Annotated in this window: 19 protein-coding genes and 1 tRNA gene; 12 read left to right on the top strand and 8 right to left on the bottom strand. The window is 56.2% G+C overall.

Going from position 1 to position 16580, the window contains the following annotated elements:
- Positions 1 to 140: 140 nt before the first annotated feature.
- A complete protein-coding gene (locus tag Q8O73_RS04280) occupies positions 141 to 641 on the top strand; it encodes a CarD family transcriptional regulator (RefSeq protein WP_305555474.1) in 501 nt (166 codons plus the stop codon).
- Positions 642 to 747: 106 nt separating this feature from the next.
- Positions 748 to 1560, top strand: coding sequence for a hypothetical protein (locus tag Q8O73_RS04275; RefSeq protein ID WP_305555471.1), 813 nt, complete (start codon positions 748 to 750; stop codon positions 1558 to 1560).
- Here the strand turns inward: Q8O73_RS04275 and Q8O73_RS04270 are convergent.
- Positions 1557 to 3035: a M48 family metalloprotease gene (locus Q8O73_RS04270; RefSeq protein WP_305555468.1), complete on the bottom strand. Its 1479-nt coding sequence runs from the start codon at positions 3033 to 3035 to the stop codon at positions 1557 to 1559. The genes Q8O73_RS04275 and Q8O73_RS04270 overlap by 4 nt on opposite strands.
- Before the next feature lie 97 nt (positions 3036 to 3132).
- On the opposite strand from Q8O73_RS04270, the gene Q8O73_RS04265 reads away from it, so the two are divergent.
- The 4 genes from Q8O73_RS04265 to Q8O73_RS04250 all read left to right on the top strand — a co-directional run bounded on the left by Q8O73_RS04265 (position 3133) and on the right by Q8O73_RS04250 (position 5841).
- Positions 3133 to 3963, top strand: coding sequence for a thermonuclease family protein (locus Q8O73_RS04265; RefSeq protein ID WP_305555465.1), 831 nt, complete (start codon positions 3133 to 3135; stop codon positions 3961 to 3963).
- A 71-nt stretch (positions 3964 to 4034) separates the two neighbouring features.
- Positions 4035 to 4988, top strand: a complete 954-nt coding sequence (gene pip / locus Q8O73_RS04260; protein ID WP_305555650.1) for a prolyl aminopeptidase — start codon at positions 4035 to 4037, stop codon at positions 4986 to 4988.
- A 104-nt stretch (positions 4989 to 5092) separates the two neighbouring features.
- Positions 5093 to 5617, top strand: coding sequence for an acyloxyacyl hydrolase (locus Q8O73_RS04255; RefSeq protein ID WP_305555462.1), 525 nt, complete (start codon positions 5093 to 5095; stop codon positions 5615 to 5617).
- A gap of 147 nt (positions 5618 to 5764) precedes the next feature.
- Positions 5765 to 5841, top strand: a tRNA-Arg gene (locus Q8O73_RS04250).
- A 387-nt stretch (positions 5842 to 6228) separates the two neighbouring features.
- On the opposite strand, the gene Q8O73_RS04245 is transcribed toward Q8O73_RS04250, so the two are convergent.
- The 4 genes from Q8O73_RS04245 to Q8O73_RS04230 all read right to left on the bottom strand — a co-directional run bounded on the left by Q8O73_RS04245 (position 6229) and on the right by Q8O73_RS04230 (position 8365).
- Complete coding sequence (locus Q8O73_RS04245; protein WP_305555459.1) at positions 6229 to 6585, bottom strand: hypothetical protein; 357 nt, start codon at positions 6583 to 6585, stop codon at positions 6229 to 6231.
- A complete protein-coding gene (locus Q8O73_RS04240) occupies positions 6578 to 6865 on the bottom strand; it encodes a hypothetical protein (protein ID WP_305555456.1) in 288 nt (95 codons plus the stop codon). Before Q8O73_RS04240 ends, Q8O73_RS04245 begins: the two co-directional genes overlap by 8 nt.
- 174 nt (positions 6866 to 7039) lie before the next feature.
- Positions 7040 to 7744: a hypothetical protein gene (locus Q8O73_RS04235; RefSeq protein WP_305555453.1), complete on the bottom strand. Its 705-nt coding sequence runs from the start codon at positions 7742 to 7744 to the stop codon at positions 7040 to 7042.
- A gap of 33 nt (positions 7745 to 7777) precedes the next feature.
- Positions 7778 to 8365: a hypothetical protein gene (locus Q8O73_RS04230; RefSeq protein WP_305555451.1), complete on the bottom strand. Its 588-nt coding sequence runs from the start codon at positions 8363 to 8365 to the stop codon at positions 7778 to 7780.
- 171 nt (positions 8366 to 8536) lie between these two features.
- Here Q8O73_RS04230 and Q8O73_RS04225 point away from each other — a divergent pair, with 171 nt between their 5' ends.
- Complete coding sequence (locus tag Q8O73_RS04225; RefSeq protein ID WP_305555449.1) at positions 8537 to 8779, top strand: hypothetical protein; 243 nt, start codon at positions 8537 to 8539, stop codon at positions 8777 to 8779.
- A gap of 71 nt (positions 8780 to 8850) precedes the next feature.
- Here the strand turns inward: Q8O73_RS04225 and Q8O73_RS04220 are convergent, their stop codons facing one another.
- Both Q8O73_RS04220 and Q8O73_RS04215 read right to left on the bottom strand, forming a co-directional pair.
- Positions 8851 to 9237 (bottom strand): type II toxin-antitoxin system HicB family antitoxin, encoded by a 387-nt coding sequence (locus Q8O73_RS04220; RefSeq protein ID WP_305555446.1) that lies wholly within the window; start codon positions 9235 to 9237, stop codon positions 8851 to 8853.
- Positions 9238 to 9255: 18 nt separating this feature from the next.
- Positions 9256 to 9474, bottom strand: a complete 219-nt coding sequence (locus Q8O73_RS04215) for a type II toxin-antitoxin system HicA family toxin (RefSeq protein WP_305555443.1) — start codon at positions 9472 to 9474, stop codon at positions 9256 to 9258.
- A 252-nt stretch (positions 9475 to 9726) separates the two neighbouring features.
- Between Q8O73_RS04215 and Q8O73_RS04210 the strand changes: the two genes are divergently transcribed.
- The 4 genes from Q8O73_RS04210 (at position 9727) to Q8O73_RS04195 (ending at position 14298) form a co-directional block, all read left to right on the top strand.
- Positions 9727 to 10806, top strand: a complete 1080-nt coding sequence (locus Q8O73_RS04210; RefSeq protein ID WP_305555440.1) for a homogentisate 1,2-dioxygenase — start codon at positions 9727 to 9729, stop codon at positions 10804 to 10806.
- Positions 10807 to 11137: 331 nt separating this feature from the next.
- Complete coding sequence (locus tag Q8O73_RS04205) at positions 11138 to 12310, top strand: hypothetical protein (RefSeq protein WP_305555437.1); 1173 nt, start codon at positions 11138 to 11140, stop codon at positions 12308 to 12310.
- Entirely contained in the window at positions 12307 to 13755 is a 1449-nt protein-coding gene (locus Q8O73_RS04200) for a hypothetical protein (protein WP_305555434.1), read from the top strand. Before Q8O73_RS04205 ends, Q8O73_RS04200 begins: the two co-directional genes overlap by 4 nt.
- Before the next feature lie 15 nt (positions 13756 to 13770).
- On the top strand, positions 13771 to 14298 hold the full coding sequence (locus tag Q8O73_RS04195; protein ID WP_305555431.1) for a GNAT family N-acetyltransferase: 528 nt from the start codon (positions 13771 to 13773) through the stop codon (positions 14296 to 14298).
- On the opposite strand, the gene gcvA is transcribed toward Q8O73_RS04195, so the two are convergent.
- Entirely contained in the window at positions 14295 to 15206 is a 912-nt protein-coding gene (gene gcvA / locus Q8O73_RS04190; protein WP_305555428.1) for a transcriptional regulator GcvA, read from the bottom strand. The two genes, Q8O73_RS04195 and gcvA, sit on opposite strands and share 4 nt — an antisense overlap.
- A 181-nt stretch (positions 15207 to 15387) precedes the next feature.
- On the opposite strand from gcvA, the gene Q8O73_RS04185 reads away from it, so the two are divergent.
- Positions 15388 to 16575 (top strand): acyl-CoA dehydrogenase, encoded by a 1188-nt coding sequence (locus Q8O73_RS04185; protein ID WP_305555425.1) that lies wholly within the window; start codon positions 15388 to 15390, stop codon positions 16573 to 16575.
- The last annotated feature ends 5 nt before the right edge of the window (positions 16576 to 16580 follow it).

Genomic DNA, 16580 nt, shown 5'->3' with positions numbered 1-16580 from the left:
TCCACGCAGTCGGATCTCCGATATATTATCCTGTCTGAAACCGCGACTTTGCCAAAAGCCTGGTCGTGTGATGCTCTTTGCGTCGCGGGTCTGTAGTATTACCGTTAAATGACCAGGCCATCAGGCCGGAAGGAAGCTTTATGTCAGACAAGTTGCCCTTTGCTCTTGGCGATTACGTTGTTTATCCCGCCCATGGTGTCGGCCGCGTTGACGGCCTTGAAACCCAGGAAATTGCCGGGCAGGAACTTCGCCTTTATGTCATCACCTTTGATTCCAGCCGCATGACCCTTCGGGTTCCGGTCAACAAGGTGGGCAATTCAGGTCTGCGCAAACTGTCTTCCAAAAAACAGATGGATTCGGCGCTGATAACCCTTCGGGGCCGGGCGCGTGTCAAACGCACCATGTGGTCGCGCCGCGCCCAGGAATACGAAGCAAAAATCAATTCCGGCGATCCGGTTTCGATTGCCGAAGTGGTGCGCGATCTGCATCGTTCGGCCACCCAGCCTGAACAGTCTTTTTCCGAACGCCAGATTTACGAAGCGGCGTTTGAACGTCTGGTCGATGAACTGGCCGCGATTGAAAAAATCGACAAGGACAAGGCTTCGGGTCGGCTTGAGAAATTGTTGCAGAAGGCCGCCTGATCTTTACGGTTTGCATCCCAAGGTCACGCAAATTTAATTTCCTGACGCTATATATAAACCGGTCCGGGGGTTCTTCCGGGCCGGTTTTCTGTAACAGGGGTATATTATGGCTGCAGCGGCAGTTCTGGCACCATTAAAACCCGCAGACCGAATATGGGCGGTCGGGGCCATTCGCGGCAATCACGCGGCTTTGCTGTCCCTGCACCGGCAACTGGCGCAAAAAGTGCGCCCCGGCGACCGGATTGTCTATCTGGGCAGTTACTGGGGCGACGGGGACGGGGAAACTGTCCGCGCTGCGATCAACGAGGTTTTGCTGTTTCGCCGGTATTTCATTGCGCAGGACGGTGTTGACCTTGCCGATATCGTGTTTTTGCGCGGGGCGGCCGAAGAAATGCTGGGCAAGATGCAGCAATTGCAATTCGCCCCCAATCCCGGCGAAGTATTTGACTGGATGCTGTCGCGCGGGGCGGCGGGGATTGTGCGGGCCTATGGCAGCGACCCGGCCCATGTGCAGTCGGTGATGCGGCAAGGGGCCCATGCGATTGCCCAATGGACCAGCCAGCTTTCCGATGCCTTTCGCAAAAACAGCGGTCACAGCGCCCTGATGGCCGATCTGAAACATGCGGCCTATAGCACCGATGGCAAACTGATTTTCGTTCATGCCGGGCTGGATGCGTCACGCCCGCTGAATGCCCAGACCGATACATTCTGGTGGGGCGGGTCGATGTTTGAAAGCATCACGGACCGTTATTACGATTGCGCGCGGATTGTGCGCGGCGCATCGAATGGCACGCCGGGCCTGATCGAACGGGAATTTACCCTGTCGGTCGATGGCGGATCGGGCCGGGGCGGGCCGTTAATCGCGGTGGCGATTAACGGGGATGGCGTCCTCATCGATCAGATCGAAGCTGAATCCTAATCCACCACGGTTTTGACCAGCGATCCTGCCGGGGGTTGCTGGTTGTCTTCCAGACCGTTCAGCACGGCAAAAACATCGGCGGCCTCGCGCTCCACCGCCATTGAATCGACAAAGGTGGCCGTGGAATATTCGGGGTTGACCGCCCGTACCTTGATGCGCAGCGGATTGTAATTCTGTTTTTCCTGTGCTGTCAGGGGCCGGAAACTGTATGTCGTGCGGCGCAGCCCGACATTATAGGCATCCACCCGGTTGATCGGCACAATCAGCAAAAACTGATAGGCGGTATCGCCCCGGCCAATCACCACCACGCGCAGCCGGGCGGTTTCGCCCGATTTCATGCGGATATCGGCATAGCCGGTGGCGGCGGGTTGATTGTTGATGTCGATTTTTTCGATATTGGTCAGGCGGATATTGTTGCTGAATTTGGTGGCAAGATATTGATCGAGGCCAATATTTTTGGCCCCCGGTGCGCCTTCAAACACAATCATCGCGCCCTCGCCATCGCGGGCGACAACCGCATCGGGCTGATTGACCATCGAAAATTCTTCGGGCACTTCAAAATAGAAATCCAGCGGCACATGGATGAATTTGTTGCCACGGGCATAGCCATGATCCGGGCCGTCACCATAAATAATACCGTCAATCGCGGTCATATAGGGCACTGCGCCAATCGTCGGATTGCTGACGACCTGAACATTGGCGGCGGACTGGGCCTGGGCAATGCGGTCAAGGGTGCGCGGATGGGTGGCCATGAAATCAAAACTGTCGATTTCATCGGGGGACCGCCCGGCCAGTTTGGCCTGAAGCCGGGAATGGGCGCGCAGTTTTTTGAGGAAGGACGCCATGCCCGCCGGGTCGTATCCGGCGCGGGTCAGATAGCGCACGCCGAGCATGTCGGCCTCAAATTCATGTTCACGCGAAAAGGATTTCAGATAGGCATTGGCGCCAACCCCGATGATATCGCCCGCGCCATTGCCAATTGCGGCGGACAGCCCCCCGGCCAGAATTTGCGTCAGCATCCCCTGGCTGTAACGCTGGGCTGAATGGCGGGCGACGACATGGCCGATTTCATGGGCCAGAACACCGGCAATTTCCGCCTCGTTCGAGGCCAGCGCCATCAGGCCGCGGGTGACATAGACATAGCCGCCGGGCAGGGCAAAGGCATTGATCACCGGGGTATCAAGGACCGTGAAGGTGAAATTTTCAGTGGGTGCTTCCGAAACCGCCACCAGTTTGGCCCCGATGTCGGCAACATAGCGCGGCAAATCCTTTTCATCGTAATTGCCGCCAAATTCCTTCACCATTTTGGGATGTTCCTGCGACCCGATCTGGCGTTCCTGATCGGGGGACATGAAGGCGGTAAAGGAATCGCCCCCTGTTGCCGGATTGGTTGAACACCCGGCCAGCCCGGCCATCAACCCCAGTGCGGCAAACACCGCAAGCGCACGGATACCCTGATGATGCGTAAAACCCATTGAAAGTCTTCCCTCTTGTCCCATAGTCTTCTGATTATTCCGGCATATCACATAAATCAAGATGTGCGGCGCAATCTGCAAGGGGTATTCATGTCAGATGAGGGGACAGTATTGCCCAAAATTTGTGTTTTTTGCGGCGATGATGCTGATCCTGTGCGCGTTTTCCCCGGTTTGGGCGGCTTCACCGCCGCCGGATTTTGCCTGCGGCCCGGATTTTAACCCATTCGGTGCCATCCCGCCACATGACGATAGTGCCGGTTCTGTCACCGCCGCATCATTGGTCAGGCTGTTGCCGCCATCGGGGGTTGAGGGTCTGACAACGGGCGATGGTACGGTCTGGCGGCTGGCCGATATTGCCTTTCCGCCCGATATTGTCGCACAGGCGGCTGATCAGATGGGACGTGATTTTGGCCGGTATCAGATGTTGGAGCCGGTATCCTCAATGCCCGATTTTGCCGGTCGGCAAACCGCCTATGTGCGCGACGGGGACGGGCAAAGCTGGCAGGCGGATTTGCTGCGGGCCGGGCTGGCGATGGTGTTACCCGATTCGGACCATGATATCAGCACCCTGATCGCAGCCGAACAGGATGCGATTGGGGCCGGGCGCGGATTATGGGCGCAGCCGGGATATTTTTATCAGGCGGCCACCATGACCGGTGCGGCAACGGGGCGCTTTGCGGTGATTGACGGTATTGTGATATCGGTCGAACATCGCGAATGGCGCAGTTACCTGAATTTCGGGCGCAACTGGCAACGCGATTTCACCATCGCGATTGACCGGGATTTGCGCGATATTCTGGAAATGCGCGGCATTGATATGGCGTCATGGGCGGGCAAGCATGTGCGGGTACGCGGCACGATAGAGGCCCGCGGCGGGCCGTTTATCGGCTTGTCTGACCTGTCATGGCTGTGTTTGCGGGGCGATTGAAAATTCTGGTCACGGGGCACAGCCATGATAAGAAAGAAACCCGATTGCGCCCCAACCTTGCGAGACATGCCATGCTGTATCCCGATATCGAACCCCGTGCCACCGGCTTTTTATCCCGCCCGGACGGGCATGAGATTTACTGGGAAGAAATCGGCAATCCCGATGGTATTCCGGTGGTGTTTTTGCATGGCGGGCCGGGGGCCGGGATTTCGCCGCGCCACCGGCAGTTTTTCAACCCGGAAAAATACCGGGTGATTTTGTTTGATCAGCGCGGATCGGGAAAATCGCGCCCGTTCGGCAGCCTTGAAAACAATACCACCCCCGATCTGGTTGGCGATATCGAGGCGCTGCGCGCCATGTGCGGGATCGACAAATGGCTGGTGTTTGGTGGATCATGGGGATCGACGCTGGCGCTGGCTTATGGGCAGGCGCACCCGGACCGGGTGACGGCCTTTGTCCTGCGCGGGATTTTCCTGTGCCGCGACAGCGAAATCGACTGGTTCATGACCGGCATGGGCAAATTTTTCCCCGATGCGCAAAAACCGTTTCTGGCGGCGGTGGGGTATGAGCAAAACCCCGGCACGGCGGCGTTGCTGGCGGCTTATACCGATGTTTTTGCCGGGAAACGGGGCAAGGAGGCGGCGATTCAGGCCGCCCGCGCATGGAGCGGCTTTGAGGCGCGCTGTTGCACCCTGTTGCCCGATGACGGGCTGGTTGGGGATTTTGAAGGCGATGCGATTGCCCTGGCGCTGGCGCGGTTGGAACATCATTACTTTGTAAATCGCGGTTTCTTTACGGAAAACCAGTTGCTGGCAAATATGGCAAGTATCCGCCATTTGCCGGCGGTGATTGTGCAGGGGCGTTATGATGTGGTGTGCCCGCCGGTCAGTGCGCTTGACCTTGCGGAAAACTGGCCGGGATCGCAATTGCTTATTGTCAATGATGCCGGACATGCGGCCAGTGAACCGGGCATTGCCCGTGCCCTGATCGAGGCGACCGATCACTTTGCCGGGACTTTGTCATAAATCTGTTTTCAATGATTTGGCCGTAATTTCACATGATCTACTTGTTGCGTATTTCTTTGGTATAGGTAATATGACGCAAGATTTTGATCCAAAGGGGACATTGGATGCGTTTTATTTACGGGATTTTGCTGGCGCTTGGCGTCATTGTTGGCGGAACTGCGGCATCGCAGGCCCAGGAAATTGCCGGAAATGGCAATGATTCGGCCCTGATCGGGCTTTCGGCCGGGATGTTTAATGTCGGCGACGACCACGAAGCAGGCGAACTTCTGCTGGATTACCGTGCCGAAGACGCCCTGTTTGGCGTGCTGCGCCCGTGGGGCGGCGTGATGGCGACCACCGATGGCGCGGCATATGGCTTTGGGGGCCTGATGCTCGACGTTTTGTGGGGCGAAAACATTGCAACCACACTTTATACCGCTGTTGGCGCCTTTCATGACGGCGATGGCGAAGACCTTGGCCATTGGGTTGAATTCCGGTCGGGAATCGAACTCTCCTATCGCTTTGACAATCGCTCGCGGGTGGGCCTGAATTTCTCGCACATGTCGAATGCCGATATCGGCGATGACAATCCGGGCGCAGAAACACTGGCGCTGACCTATGTGATCCCGGTCGATCAGATTTTTAACTGATCCCGACTTTCGGATTGGTAACGTTACAGCAGGGCGGATGCCGGAAACGGCCCGCCCTGTTTTTATTTCTGGCGGCAAAATGCCGGTTGGCAATTGATCGTGGTGGCCGAAACTGCTATGGCATTTCGCGCCGGACAATCACAGTGCGCGCCCGTAGCTCAGCAGGATAGAGCACCAGATTCCTAATCTGGGGGCCGTGGGTTCGAATCCCGCCGGGCGCACCAGATTTTCAAGGGGTTGGGGAATTTCTCTAGCCCCTTGTTTTTGTTTAGGGGGCAATTTGGTGAGTTTCTATGCGGCCTTTCTGTTGGTAGAAAGGCCTGTGGTGCGGTTCCATGCATGATCTGGCAGCTTGAATGCCGGGACTGCATTTTCCTTTGCGATGGCGATACCAAAGATGTACCGATGATCGAGGCGAAACGGGGTGCTGGATTGCGCGTGGTTTGGGATTGTGCGGAATTATTCCGGGCCGACGCTTTGGGATACACTAGCAAAGCCAACGTTGAGAAGTCTTGGTCTGTTTTTACCAAGCGGTGTTTCGTCGTTGGATGTGTTGATCCTCACTGTTTTGGCGAATAACCAGAGAGGTTTGGTGCGAGTCCTATGCGATTTTACGGTTGAGATTTGGATAAAGCAGGTGCTGCCTGTGTTTGCACAGGAGAACTGATCAACGCATCTTTTAATGCGTCGACCCTTTCGGAAAACACCCATCCGAAAAAGGCTAGGGCGATGCCACCAACAATGAGGCCACCTTTGATCTGGTTGAGTATTCCCTGCATCTTGCGGTCGTTTTTGTCGAGGTCGCCTACAGCCGATTTGACGCTGGAAAGTTCGCTTTTGAGATTGCCTAGTTCTATCATGACCAAGCGTATATCCGATGTTGGGTACAAATCCCTTACATCAGGAGTGACGTTGGCGAAGTCTTTTGGTGTTGTATTTTCTGTGTCCTGCGGAGGGTGTTTAGTCATCGGCACCTTCCTCAAGCTTTGCTTTTATCCAGTCCCAAAGGGGGGTCGGAGCACGGCCGTAGTAGCTGTCTACCTTGGTAACAACAGCCGGTGGAATAGTTTTGTCAGGCCCGACAATGCCAATTTTTTTGGTGACTTCGACGGTCGAAATCGTGTCGTAAACCATCCAGTAATATTGATTGATGCGGTAGCTATCAGAGCCGATATAGGTTCTGTCGATGATGGCATTAAGTCGTTCGACATCACCGGCGCCTGTTGCAACGACGTTGAATATTGCCATTATTTTCCCCGCAGTCTTAGTCGAATCATATCCAACGGAACCAGATTAGCACCGTTGTGGCGGTTTCGTACTAAAAAATGGATACCTGTGCAACCTTTTGCAATCTCGCTAACGGGTGGCTGATATGCGTTTGTGCATATGCGGCAAGTGTATGTTTTAAAAAAGGCGTTGATGTTAATTTATCACGCCGCAGCGATCACGGATTGCTTCGATTTGCGCGTCAATCATTCCCCCTGCGCTTATGGAGCAGGAACGCGCCTGCACCAGTCTATCGATAATGACATGAAATCTTGTGAGGATGTTGGTGTTGACTACAAAGGTCGGCGAAGACGTATCGGCGAAATTGGTGCTTTTGGAAAGCAGTTCAAGCGCCGCACTAACCTCGTAATTGAATGTGGTGGTGGTGTGTGTGTCCAGAATTTTTTTTATATGCTCACACCTCTGGCTGAGGCCGTTCTGCGATCGGTCAAGGGCCAGACTGATGATTTTTCCATCTGCCAAACCAGAATCGTATTGTTCTTTTATTTCTTCGAGAAAAACTATCCTTTCGGCGGCCCAAAAGCGGAATTTGTCGATTACTTCGCGGCCTAATATCAGGGGCGCGCAAGCTTCGTCTGCACGATGCAACCGGGCCTGTCTGACAGTTTCTTCGGTTGTTTCGCGCATGGTTTTGATTTGGTCGCGGGCGGAAACGATCACAAAAATCCCGCCCATCAAACCAAAGGCCCCGGCAACAAAACTTTCCCATTGCAGGTCTTGCCAAACGTTGCAGAACTGGCCGCAGGAGGTTCTGCATGCGTGGTCAACAAGCCCGCCGATCACGGGGAGTGCAACCACAAAGACGATCACAACTAACCACCATTTGTTGATGTTTTTCACTGTGCTGTCCTGCTGTTATCGGGTGGCGTGATGTCAGTTTACGCGATCTAAAAGGGTTTTCGGCAGTCGGGTTTTGACCGCGATTTTTCGTACCTCGATTTCCCGACCTTCTATGAAATCTTGCAGCGGCCTGCATTCGAGGGTGATTTCGCTGATCGCGGATCGCAGGCGGGTTCTGACTTCGTCGATCAGGATGGTGTCTGGTGCGTCGTTAAGTCTGTCGCCTGGGATATCGATGTTGGCAAGGCCGAGGTTTATCGTGCCGTGTCCATTAGTCTGGACTTCGACCGTGCCGCCGAGTTCGGCGTAATTGACGATGACAAAGGCGTTTTTTTGATCAACCCTTTTGGTGAAGCACCCGAATTCGGCGGCTGTTCTGATCGCGTCCGGGTTATTGTCGAGTTTGTCGGCGGCATCGGTGATCGCTTCCATGATCGTAAAGGCGGCAATGGCCTGTGCCATGGCGATACTTTTGCAGGGAGAAATAGTTGCCCCCGGAATGCCGCCGATCACAAGTTCGCTATGTACGATTGATGCTACGGAATATGTCACGACGGATGTGACATTGCCGTACCCGCCGTTCGGATATTTGATGCGGTGTTCGCATTTGATGGACAGCATCCCAAATCCCCCCGGTTGTTTCTGTCGGGCGATCATGCGCCGACGGTTGCGGGTTCGTCAAAAGAAAACAGGCTTTCCCCCACAACCGGCAGAAACGCACTGCTTAAAGAAAATCCGGTGACGGAAATCTGTGACACGCTTTTTCCATCACTACGGTGGAAAGGGACTGTGATGCGCATCCGGCTCAAATCCAAGTTGGAACTGTCATGGCGGATTGATAGCCTTGGCATTGGTAACGGGGCGATGGATTGCGCGTGGTTTGGGTTCGTGCGCGATTATTCCGGGCCGACGATCCGGGATACGCTGGCAAAGCCGACGGTCGCCAACCTTGATTTGTTTTTGCCGCGCCGGGTTTCGACGTCGGATGCGTCCAGTCTGGCTGTTTTGTCCGGCGGGCAGGGGGTGTTGCTGTGATGATCACGCAACATGGTGATCCGGGCGCAAGCAGCCTGCCGGGTGTTCCTGCAGGCCGCCTGTCCGGGGGGTCAAAGAGCGCGTCTGGCGGCGTCTTCGAGAAAACCGGAAACAGCCCGTTTGCCGTGTTTCGCCTCGATCAGATCAATCAGATTGGCGTCAATCGTCAAGTTAATGCGGCGTTTCTTGCCGGGGACTGCGACCGTTACCGGAATCCGCGAAACTTCGGTGCATTCGGGTTCGGGTTCGGGCGGCAGGTTTTCAAATGCAGTTGGGGCGGGAATATCGTCCCCATCCTCATGCATACCATCAATATGGAATGTCAGGGCCTCACTCGCCATTTCGAGCAATTCTCGCATGTCTTTTCCTGCGGTCACGCAACCGGGGAAGTCGGGAAAAACAACCGAATAATCGGTATCGTCATCTTTGAAAACGACACCCCAATAGGTCTGTTTCATCGTTCTGTTGCCTTTACATTAAATGGGGTCATGGATGGGGAAAACTGCCTGGCGCAGCTTCACCCCGGATTGTTTTTCGATACTTCGCAGCGTCCCGATCCTTATATCCTTTTTGGGATGAAGGACGGTGGTGCGTCCGGGTTTGGTCGGGTGCTTGAACTGATGGTGGCTTCCCTTGACATTCACAAGATACCAGCCGTCCGCCTCAAGCGCCTTAATGATCGCTCTACTGTCCATGGCCCCCGCTTCCGTTGTTCAGGGGGTATTATGCGCACATGCTGTATAAACGTCAAGAATCAAGTGCGCATTATGCGCATAAATATACCGTCAATGCGAAAAACCTTTTTGCGTGTCATTTTAACATCTTCCTTCCCCCCGCAAAATTCCGGTCAATTTGATTTCGCGCAAAATCAATAAGATGATAGAATGGGATGATAAGCCAGACTGTGAATCAGGCATTAAAAAGGCCTTCGGGCCAGGAGGAACGTCATGACCACCCACGGTGAGTTCTCCCCTTCTCCGGCTTCTTTTCGGGATCAGACACGTCACAACCCGGCGGCAAGGCCGCAGGGTGAGGGCGGTTTTGAGCGTGAAATGGGGCGCGAGGGTTTTTCCGGCCCGACCTGTCATTTGCGGCATCGTCATCCGCCCACCGGCTGGACATCGTTTGAAGGGCCGTTAAGGCCGCGTGCCTATGATCTGAGCAAACTGGCCGCCGGGCCGTCCTGCCCGTTGCAGGCGCGCCGCCTGATGCACAGCCGGTCTGCGGAAATCCGGTTCTGGCGGCTGGATGGCCGCATGCAGTCGCTGGTGCGCAATGCCGATGGCGATATGATGATTTTTGTCCATAACGGGCAGGGGCATCTTTATTGCGATTTCGGTCATATGGCGTTTCGCGATGGCGATTATCTGTTGATCCCGCGCGGGTCTTTGTGGCGGCTTGAAACCGAAGAACCGGCAGAATTCCTGATGGTCGAGGCGACCAACCGGGCGTTTCTTCTGGCCGATAGCGTGACATTCACCCGCCCTGAAATCGATGATGCCTATTTGCAGCAGCAGGACGAAAAAAACTGGATCGTTCATATCAAACGCGAAAGTGCGATTTCGACCCTGACCTATCCGTTCAATCCGCTTGATACGGTGGAATGGAAGGGTGATCTGTCGGTGCTGGGCATTAACTGGCGGGATTTGCGCGATCGGGGCAGTCAGGCCCTGTTTGCCACCGACCGGCTGGAAATCGGCAATTTCGTGCGCCATCCAAAGCAGCAGGGCCGGGCCGCGGCGCGTCCGGCGGTCTGTCATTCCAACGATGATGTCGATGAATTGATGTTTTATCATCGCGGGGCGTTTCTGGCCTGTGAAAACATCCATCCCGGCATGATCACCTTTCATCCCAGCGGTTTTCCGCATGGCATGGATACCGGCGGGGCGGCGGGCAACCACCCGGCATCCTATGACAGCATCCCCGATGAAGAAGTTGTCATGATGCTGGATTCCCGCGATATGCTGCATGTCGATGACACCATTCCGGGCGGCGTTGAATGGAAGGGATATGTTCATTCCTGGTGAGGGTGAACGCCACATGGCACGGATTGTCGGGGGAGAGGACGCAGGCCCGCGCATGTCGCGGGCCTGCTGATTGTGCAGTGCAGGCCATTTCATTTCTGTGAAGATACGGGTATCGTGGCGGGACGGCTGTTTTTAGCGCCCGCCTTTGTCTGTTTTGGGTTGCGTTGCGGCGGCTTCTTGCAATAGCTATACGCAAGATTAATCGGGATGCGGGCTGTAATGCAATGCAGCGCAGGCAACCGGGGGTTTTGGGTGCCTGTAACAAAAGATAAAGGACTGGCAGGTATTCTGATGGCGGAACGTGTCTGAACGGGGCTGGTCGAATAACAAGATGACGAAACAACTTGCGAAAAAAGCAGGGACTGGTTCCAGACCGGGTGGCGGCGGCAAGGCCCCGACCACCGATCAGCTTGCCTATTTGCCCGCCCGGTATGATTTGCGCGGGGTGCGCACACCGTTTACGACCAAGGCCCTGCGCTTTGCCCGCGTGATCAGGGACCCGAAGGTGCGCCTGAAAGTCAGCCTGCCGGGATTGTCGGGCGGGCTTGGCACCTATGAAATGCCGTTTGAAACCATGCGCGAAGTGTTCGATTTGTCGGTGCATGACCGCATGTTGTTTGACAAATTGATGGTTCTGTATGATTTCACGCCCGAAACCGTGCGCAATTGCGCCCGCGAGGTGACCCTGACCGGGGTCGGCGGGGTGGTTCTGGCCCGCGAGGCGGCCCAGGCCGAGGCGCATGAAAACAAGGTCCGTGAAATCGGGCAACTGACACTGGTTTACGAAGCCCTGAAACAGGTGGGCGGGCCGGATGTGCAGGACATGAAAATGGCCGATCTGGCAACGCCGGGCGGCCAGAAAACCGCCCGCCAAACCCTGAACCGGTTTGCCGCGACCGCCGGGGCGGCCAATGATTCGGTGATTGACAGTCTGGAAGAATGGAGCCGCCTGAAAGCGCCGGTGGGCCTGACGATTGCGGGTTGTGCCGGGCCGCTGCGCGATCTGATTTCCGCCCTGGCCCGACTGGCCGCCGAGATCGAGGAATGGTCGGTCACCGAACTGGCCGATACGCGCTTTATGGCGACCCGCGTGATCAATTCCGCCAATGCCACCCATGAACATGCCACCCGCTGGTTGCGCAAGATCGACCGTTGGGACAAGGATCTGGGGCAGGTCCTGACGCGCTGGACCGAGGCGCAAAAGGAAATTGGCGACGGCCTGACGCGGTTATGGTGGTTGCTTGATGGCTGGGATGAACTGATTGGGCGCTGGCGCTATGCCATGAGTATTGACCGGGTCAAACAGCGTGAAATTCTGGAAGAAATCGCCAGTTTCGTGCCGATCCTGCCGATTGAGGAACTGGACCCTGCCGAATATGAATTCTGGGTCGATATCCGGGTCAATCAATTGTTGTGGGCCAATGAATTGCGCAAACTGGGCAGTGGCGAAATTGACGCCGATATGGTGGACCGGCTGGAACGGTTCCGGAGGCAGTCGGCATGAAGCCTGAAGACGCCGGAAACATGGGCATATCGCAGCTTGGCGAATTGTTTTCATCGTTAAGTGCGACCGAAATTGCCAAATTTACCCGCGCAATTGAAAGCGACCGCAAGGCACCGCGTTTGCCGTTGCCCCATGACCAGATTTTAAAGATTTTGCGCCCGCGTCTGGCATCCCTCAAACCGGACCGCTATCCGACACCGATGCGGCTGTTTTGCGACCCGTTCGAGGATTTGCTGTCTTCGGCCCCGCCCAGTGACAAAAGCATCCGCATCAGCCGGGCGTCCCTGATGCCGATCTGGAATGTTGTCAATGAAAGCGGGGATGACGGGTTCAAGGAAGCCCTGCGCGATATCGAAACCGCGGCCAGTGCGGGCGATGAGGACAAATTGCACAATGCCGAACGCCGCATGTGGAAACGCGGGGCGGAATGCATTGAAAGGGCGATACAGGAATCTGAATCCGGGGTGAAAACCGAACGCGCCCTTGCCACGCGCCTTGGTGCACGGGCGCATCTGAAGGCCTTTGGCGATGTCGGGCGGATTTTGCGGGTGGCCGAGGAAATCATGGAGGTCCGCACCCGTTTCCCGACCGCACCGATCCGAAGCCTTGGCAATTCCGATCTGGTCTATTTGCGGGAAATTTTCATGCGGCTGTCGGCAGAAAAACCGGGGTTCGAGCCGGTGTTTCTGTTGGCGGTTCTGGCGCGTCTGTTGCGGCCCAGCGAATTGTTCAAACTGATCCGGGTTTTGTCGTCCAAGGCCGATGACCGCACGATTTCGACCACCAATCTGGCAACCACCGGCGATCTGGTGATCGATCTTCTGGCCGAAACCGTCCATGAAATTGAAACCGGTCTGGCCAGTGGCAAGGCCGAACATGAAATTCTGGGTCTGGCGCGGTGGTATGCCTCGGAATTTGTGCGGATTACCCGCGAATTCAACATCCGCAAGGATGGCCGGTGGGGTGAAAAACTGCTGGAAACCCGGCGGCGGGTCAGTCAGGCGATGGCCGATACCATGTTTGGCGCCAGCCCGGACCGGATCATTGATGCCCTGCCGCAACCGCCGCGCGGGCCGCAAACACCGGGCCGGGCGATTGTGCCGCTGTTTGCCCTGCCGTTTGATGAAGAAAAAATTCTGGCCGCCGAACAATCGGCCGAAGCCATTGCCGAAACCGCCCGGATTTCGCATATCCTTGCGGCGCAAAGTTCGGCCACCAAGGCGGTGATCGAGCTGAAGAAAAAGCTTAATCAGGTCGGACGCGCGGGAATTGACGGTATCCCGCGCCTTGATGGTGCGGATTATGACAATGCCCTGCGCAATCTGATGGGAACCGTGCGGTTGCTTGAAATCATCGACGGCCCCGAAGAAGCCGATCTGTTGCGCCGTCGCGGCATGTCGGCCCTGCGCAGCCTTGAAGAAAAAAAGGGCCGCAAGGCATCCTGAGTTGGCGGTGTTTTCATGACCATCATTATCCGGACTGCGCGTCCGCAGGACGCCGCCCTGTTTCCCGATATTGAACGGCAGGCAGGTGAGGTTTTTCGCAATCATCCCGATCTTGCGTGGGTGGCCGATGACGATGTCATGCCGGTCGATCTTCATCTGCGCCATATCGTTCAGAATACGGTATGGCTGGCGATGGATGATGCCGGTCTTGTCGTCGGATTTGTGACAGCCGGGAAATGCGATGACGCATTGCATATCTGGCAACTGGCGGTTCTGCCCCGATATCAGGGGCAGGGAACAGGTCGGCACCTGATGGCGGCAGTCCGGGATCATGCCGTTGCGCAGGGGCTGTCCGCACTGACCCTGACCACGTTTTGCGATGTGCCGTGGAATGACGGCTTTTACGCCGGTATCGGGTTTGATGTGTTGTCACCGGAACAAACCGGGGCGCGTCTGGCCGGGATTCTGGCGCATGAAGCGGAACTGGGCCTGCCGCCAGACCGGCGATGCGCCATGCGTCTTACCCTTGCCAATGTGGACTAACGCGGGGCGATCAGCCTTTCCGTGTCTTCGCGGTTTTCCAGCCAGGTCATGAAAGCGCGGATTTTTGGCAATCTTGCCCGGCCTGCCGGGCAGGTGGCGTAATAGTGAAACGGGCTGGCCCGCGGCGGGCCAAAGGGGGCGACGATCCGCCCGCTGGCCAGTTCGTCTTCAATCGCAAAGGTCGGTAATAACGCCACCCCCAGCCCGGCAATGGCGGCCTGCATCGCCATGGTGAAATGCTCGAATTTCGGGCCGTTTTCACCGTCTATTCCGGTGATCCCGCTGGCTTTCAGCCAATCGCTCCAACCGCGTGGGCGGGTGGCGATGTGTAAAAGCGCATAATCGCCAAGGTTGTCTGGTTGCGGGGGATGATCAAGGGCCGCAATCAGTTTTGGGCTACAGATTGGCACCATTTCCTCGCCATGCAGGCGGTGGGATTCCAGCCCCGGCCATTGCCCGTCGCCAAACAGCACGGCGATGTCGATCTGTTCCCGGTCGAAATCGGGCATGCCGATCCGCGAAATGAAATTGATCACGATATCGGGGTGGGTGCGGCGAAAGTCGGGCAAAAGCGGGATCAGGCAGCGCGACCCGAAGGTTGGCGGGGCGGCAATGGTCAGAACCCCGCCTTCGGCCCCGCCCGACAAAAATGTCAGGGTTGCGGTTTCAAGCTGATCAAGGGCGGGGCGGATTGCCTGAAGATAGGTTTCGCCCTCGGCGGTCAGGACAAGGCGTTGTTTTTCGCGGGCAAACAATTTGCAGCCCAGCCATTCTTCCAGCCCCTGTATCTGGCGGCTGACCGCACTTTGCGTCAGATATAATTCCCCTGCGGCCCGCGAGGCATTGCCAAATCGCGCGGTTTGTTCAAAACAGGCAAGTGCTTTAAGCGTCGGAATGCGGCGGGCCATTGGCAACCTTTGCAGGGACAGAACACAGACTTTATGATTTTTTCGCATGAAGTCTGACAGATTTATCATTTGCACCGGACGCTGCCAATCCCTAGTTTCAAGGCAGACGACCGGGATGCTGCCGTCTCGCCCAAATTTGGTGGCATCCCTTTTTTTATAAATTTTCATAAGGGACCGGATCATGGCCAGCCGCGCATCGTTTCAGTGGGAAGACCCGCTGCTGCTTGAAGATCAGTTAAGCGAAGAAGAGCGCATGATCCGCGATGCGGCGCGCGCCTATTGCCAGGAAAACCTGCAAACCCGCGTTCTGGAAGCCAACCGCCACGAAATTTTCCACCGCGAAATCATGAGCGAAATGGGCGCATTGGGCCTGCTGGGCCCGACCATCCCCGAAGAATATGGCGGGCCGGGTGTCAATCATGTTGCCTATGGCCTTGTGGCGCGTGAGGTGGAGCGGGTCGATAGCGGGTATCGTTCGGCGATGTCGGTGCAAAGTTCGTTGGTGATGCATCCGATTTATGCCTATGGCAGCGAAGAACAGCGCCAAAAATATCTGCCGAAACTTGCCACCGGTGAATGGGTCGGCTGTTTTGGCCTGACGGAACCCGATCACGGGTCCGATCCGGCGGGCATGAAGACCCGTGCCCGCAAGGCCGATGGCGGGTTTATCCTGACCGGGGCCAAAATGTGGATCACCAACAGCCCGATTGCCGATGTCTTTATCGTCTGGGGCAAGGATGACGAAGGTGTCATTCGCGGATTCATCCTTGAAAAAGGCATGAAGGGCCTGAGCGCGCCCAAGATTGAAGGCAAATTTTCGCTGCGGGCCTCGATCACCGGTGAAATCGTGATGGATAATGTTTTTGTCCCGGCGGAAAACATGTTGCCCGATGCCCGTGGTTTGGGCGGGCCGTTTGGCTGTTTGAACAAGGCGCGGTATGGCATTGCCTGGGGCGTGATGGGGGCGGCTGAATTTTGCTGGCACGCGGCGCGTCAATATACGCTGGATCGCAAACAGTTTGGCCGTCCGTTGGCCGCCAATCAGTTGATCCAGTTGAAACTGGCCAATATGCAAACCGAAATCACCCTTGGTTTGCAGGGCGTTCTGCAACTGGGCCGGATGCTGGACGCGGGAACGGCGGCACCGGAATCCATTTCGCTGATGAAACGCAATAATTGCGGCAAGGCGCTGGATATTGCCCGTGTGTCGCGGGACATGCATGGTGGCAACGGCATTGCCGATGAATTCCATGTCATCCGCCATGTGATGAATCTGGAGGCGGTCAATACCTATGAAGGGACGCATGATGTGCATGCGTTGATTCTGGGCCGGGCACAGACCGGCATTCAGGCCTTTACCGGGGCGTGATCGTA

The organism is Thalassospira sp. (assembly GCF_030690045.1).
Lineage (GTDB): Bacteria > Pseudomonadota > Alphaproteobacteria > Rhodospirillales > Thalassospiraceae > Thalassospira.
Note: the sequence above shows the minus strand (reverse complement) of the source record. Positions and strands in the feature narration are given on the sequence as shown.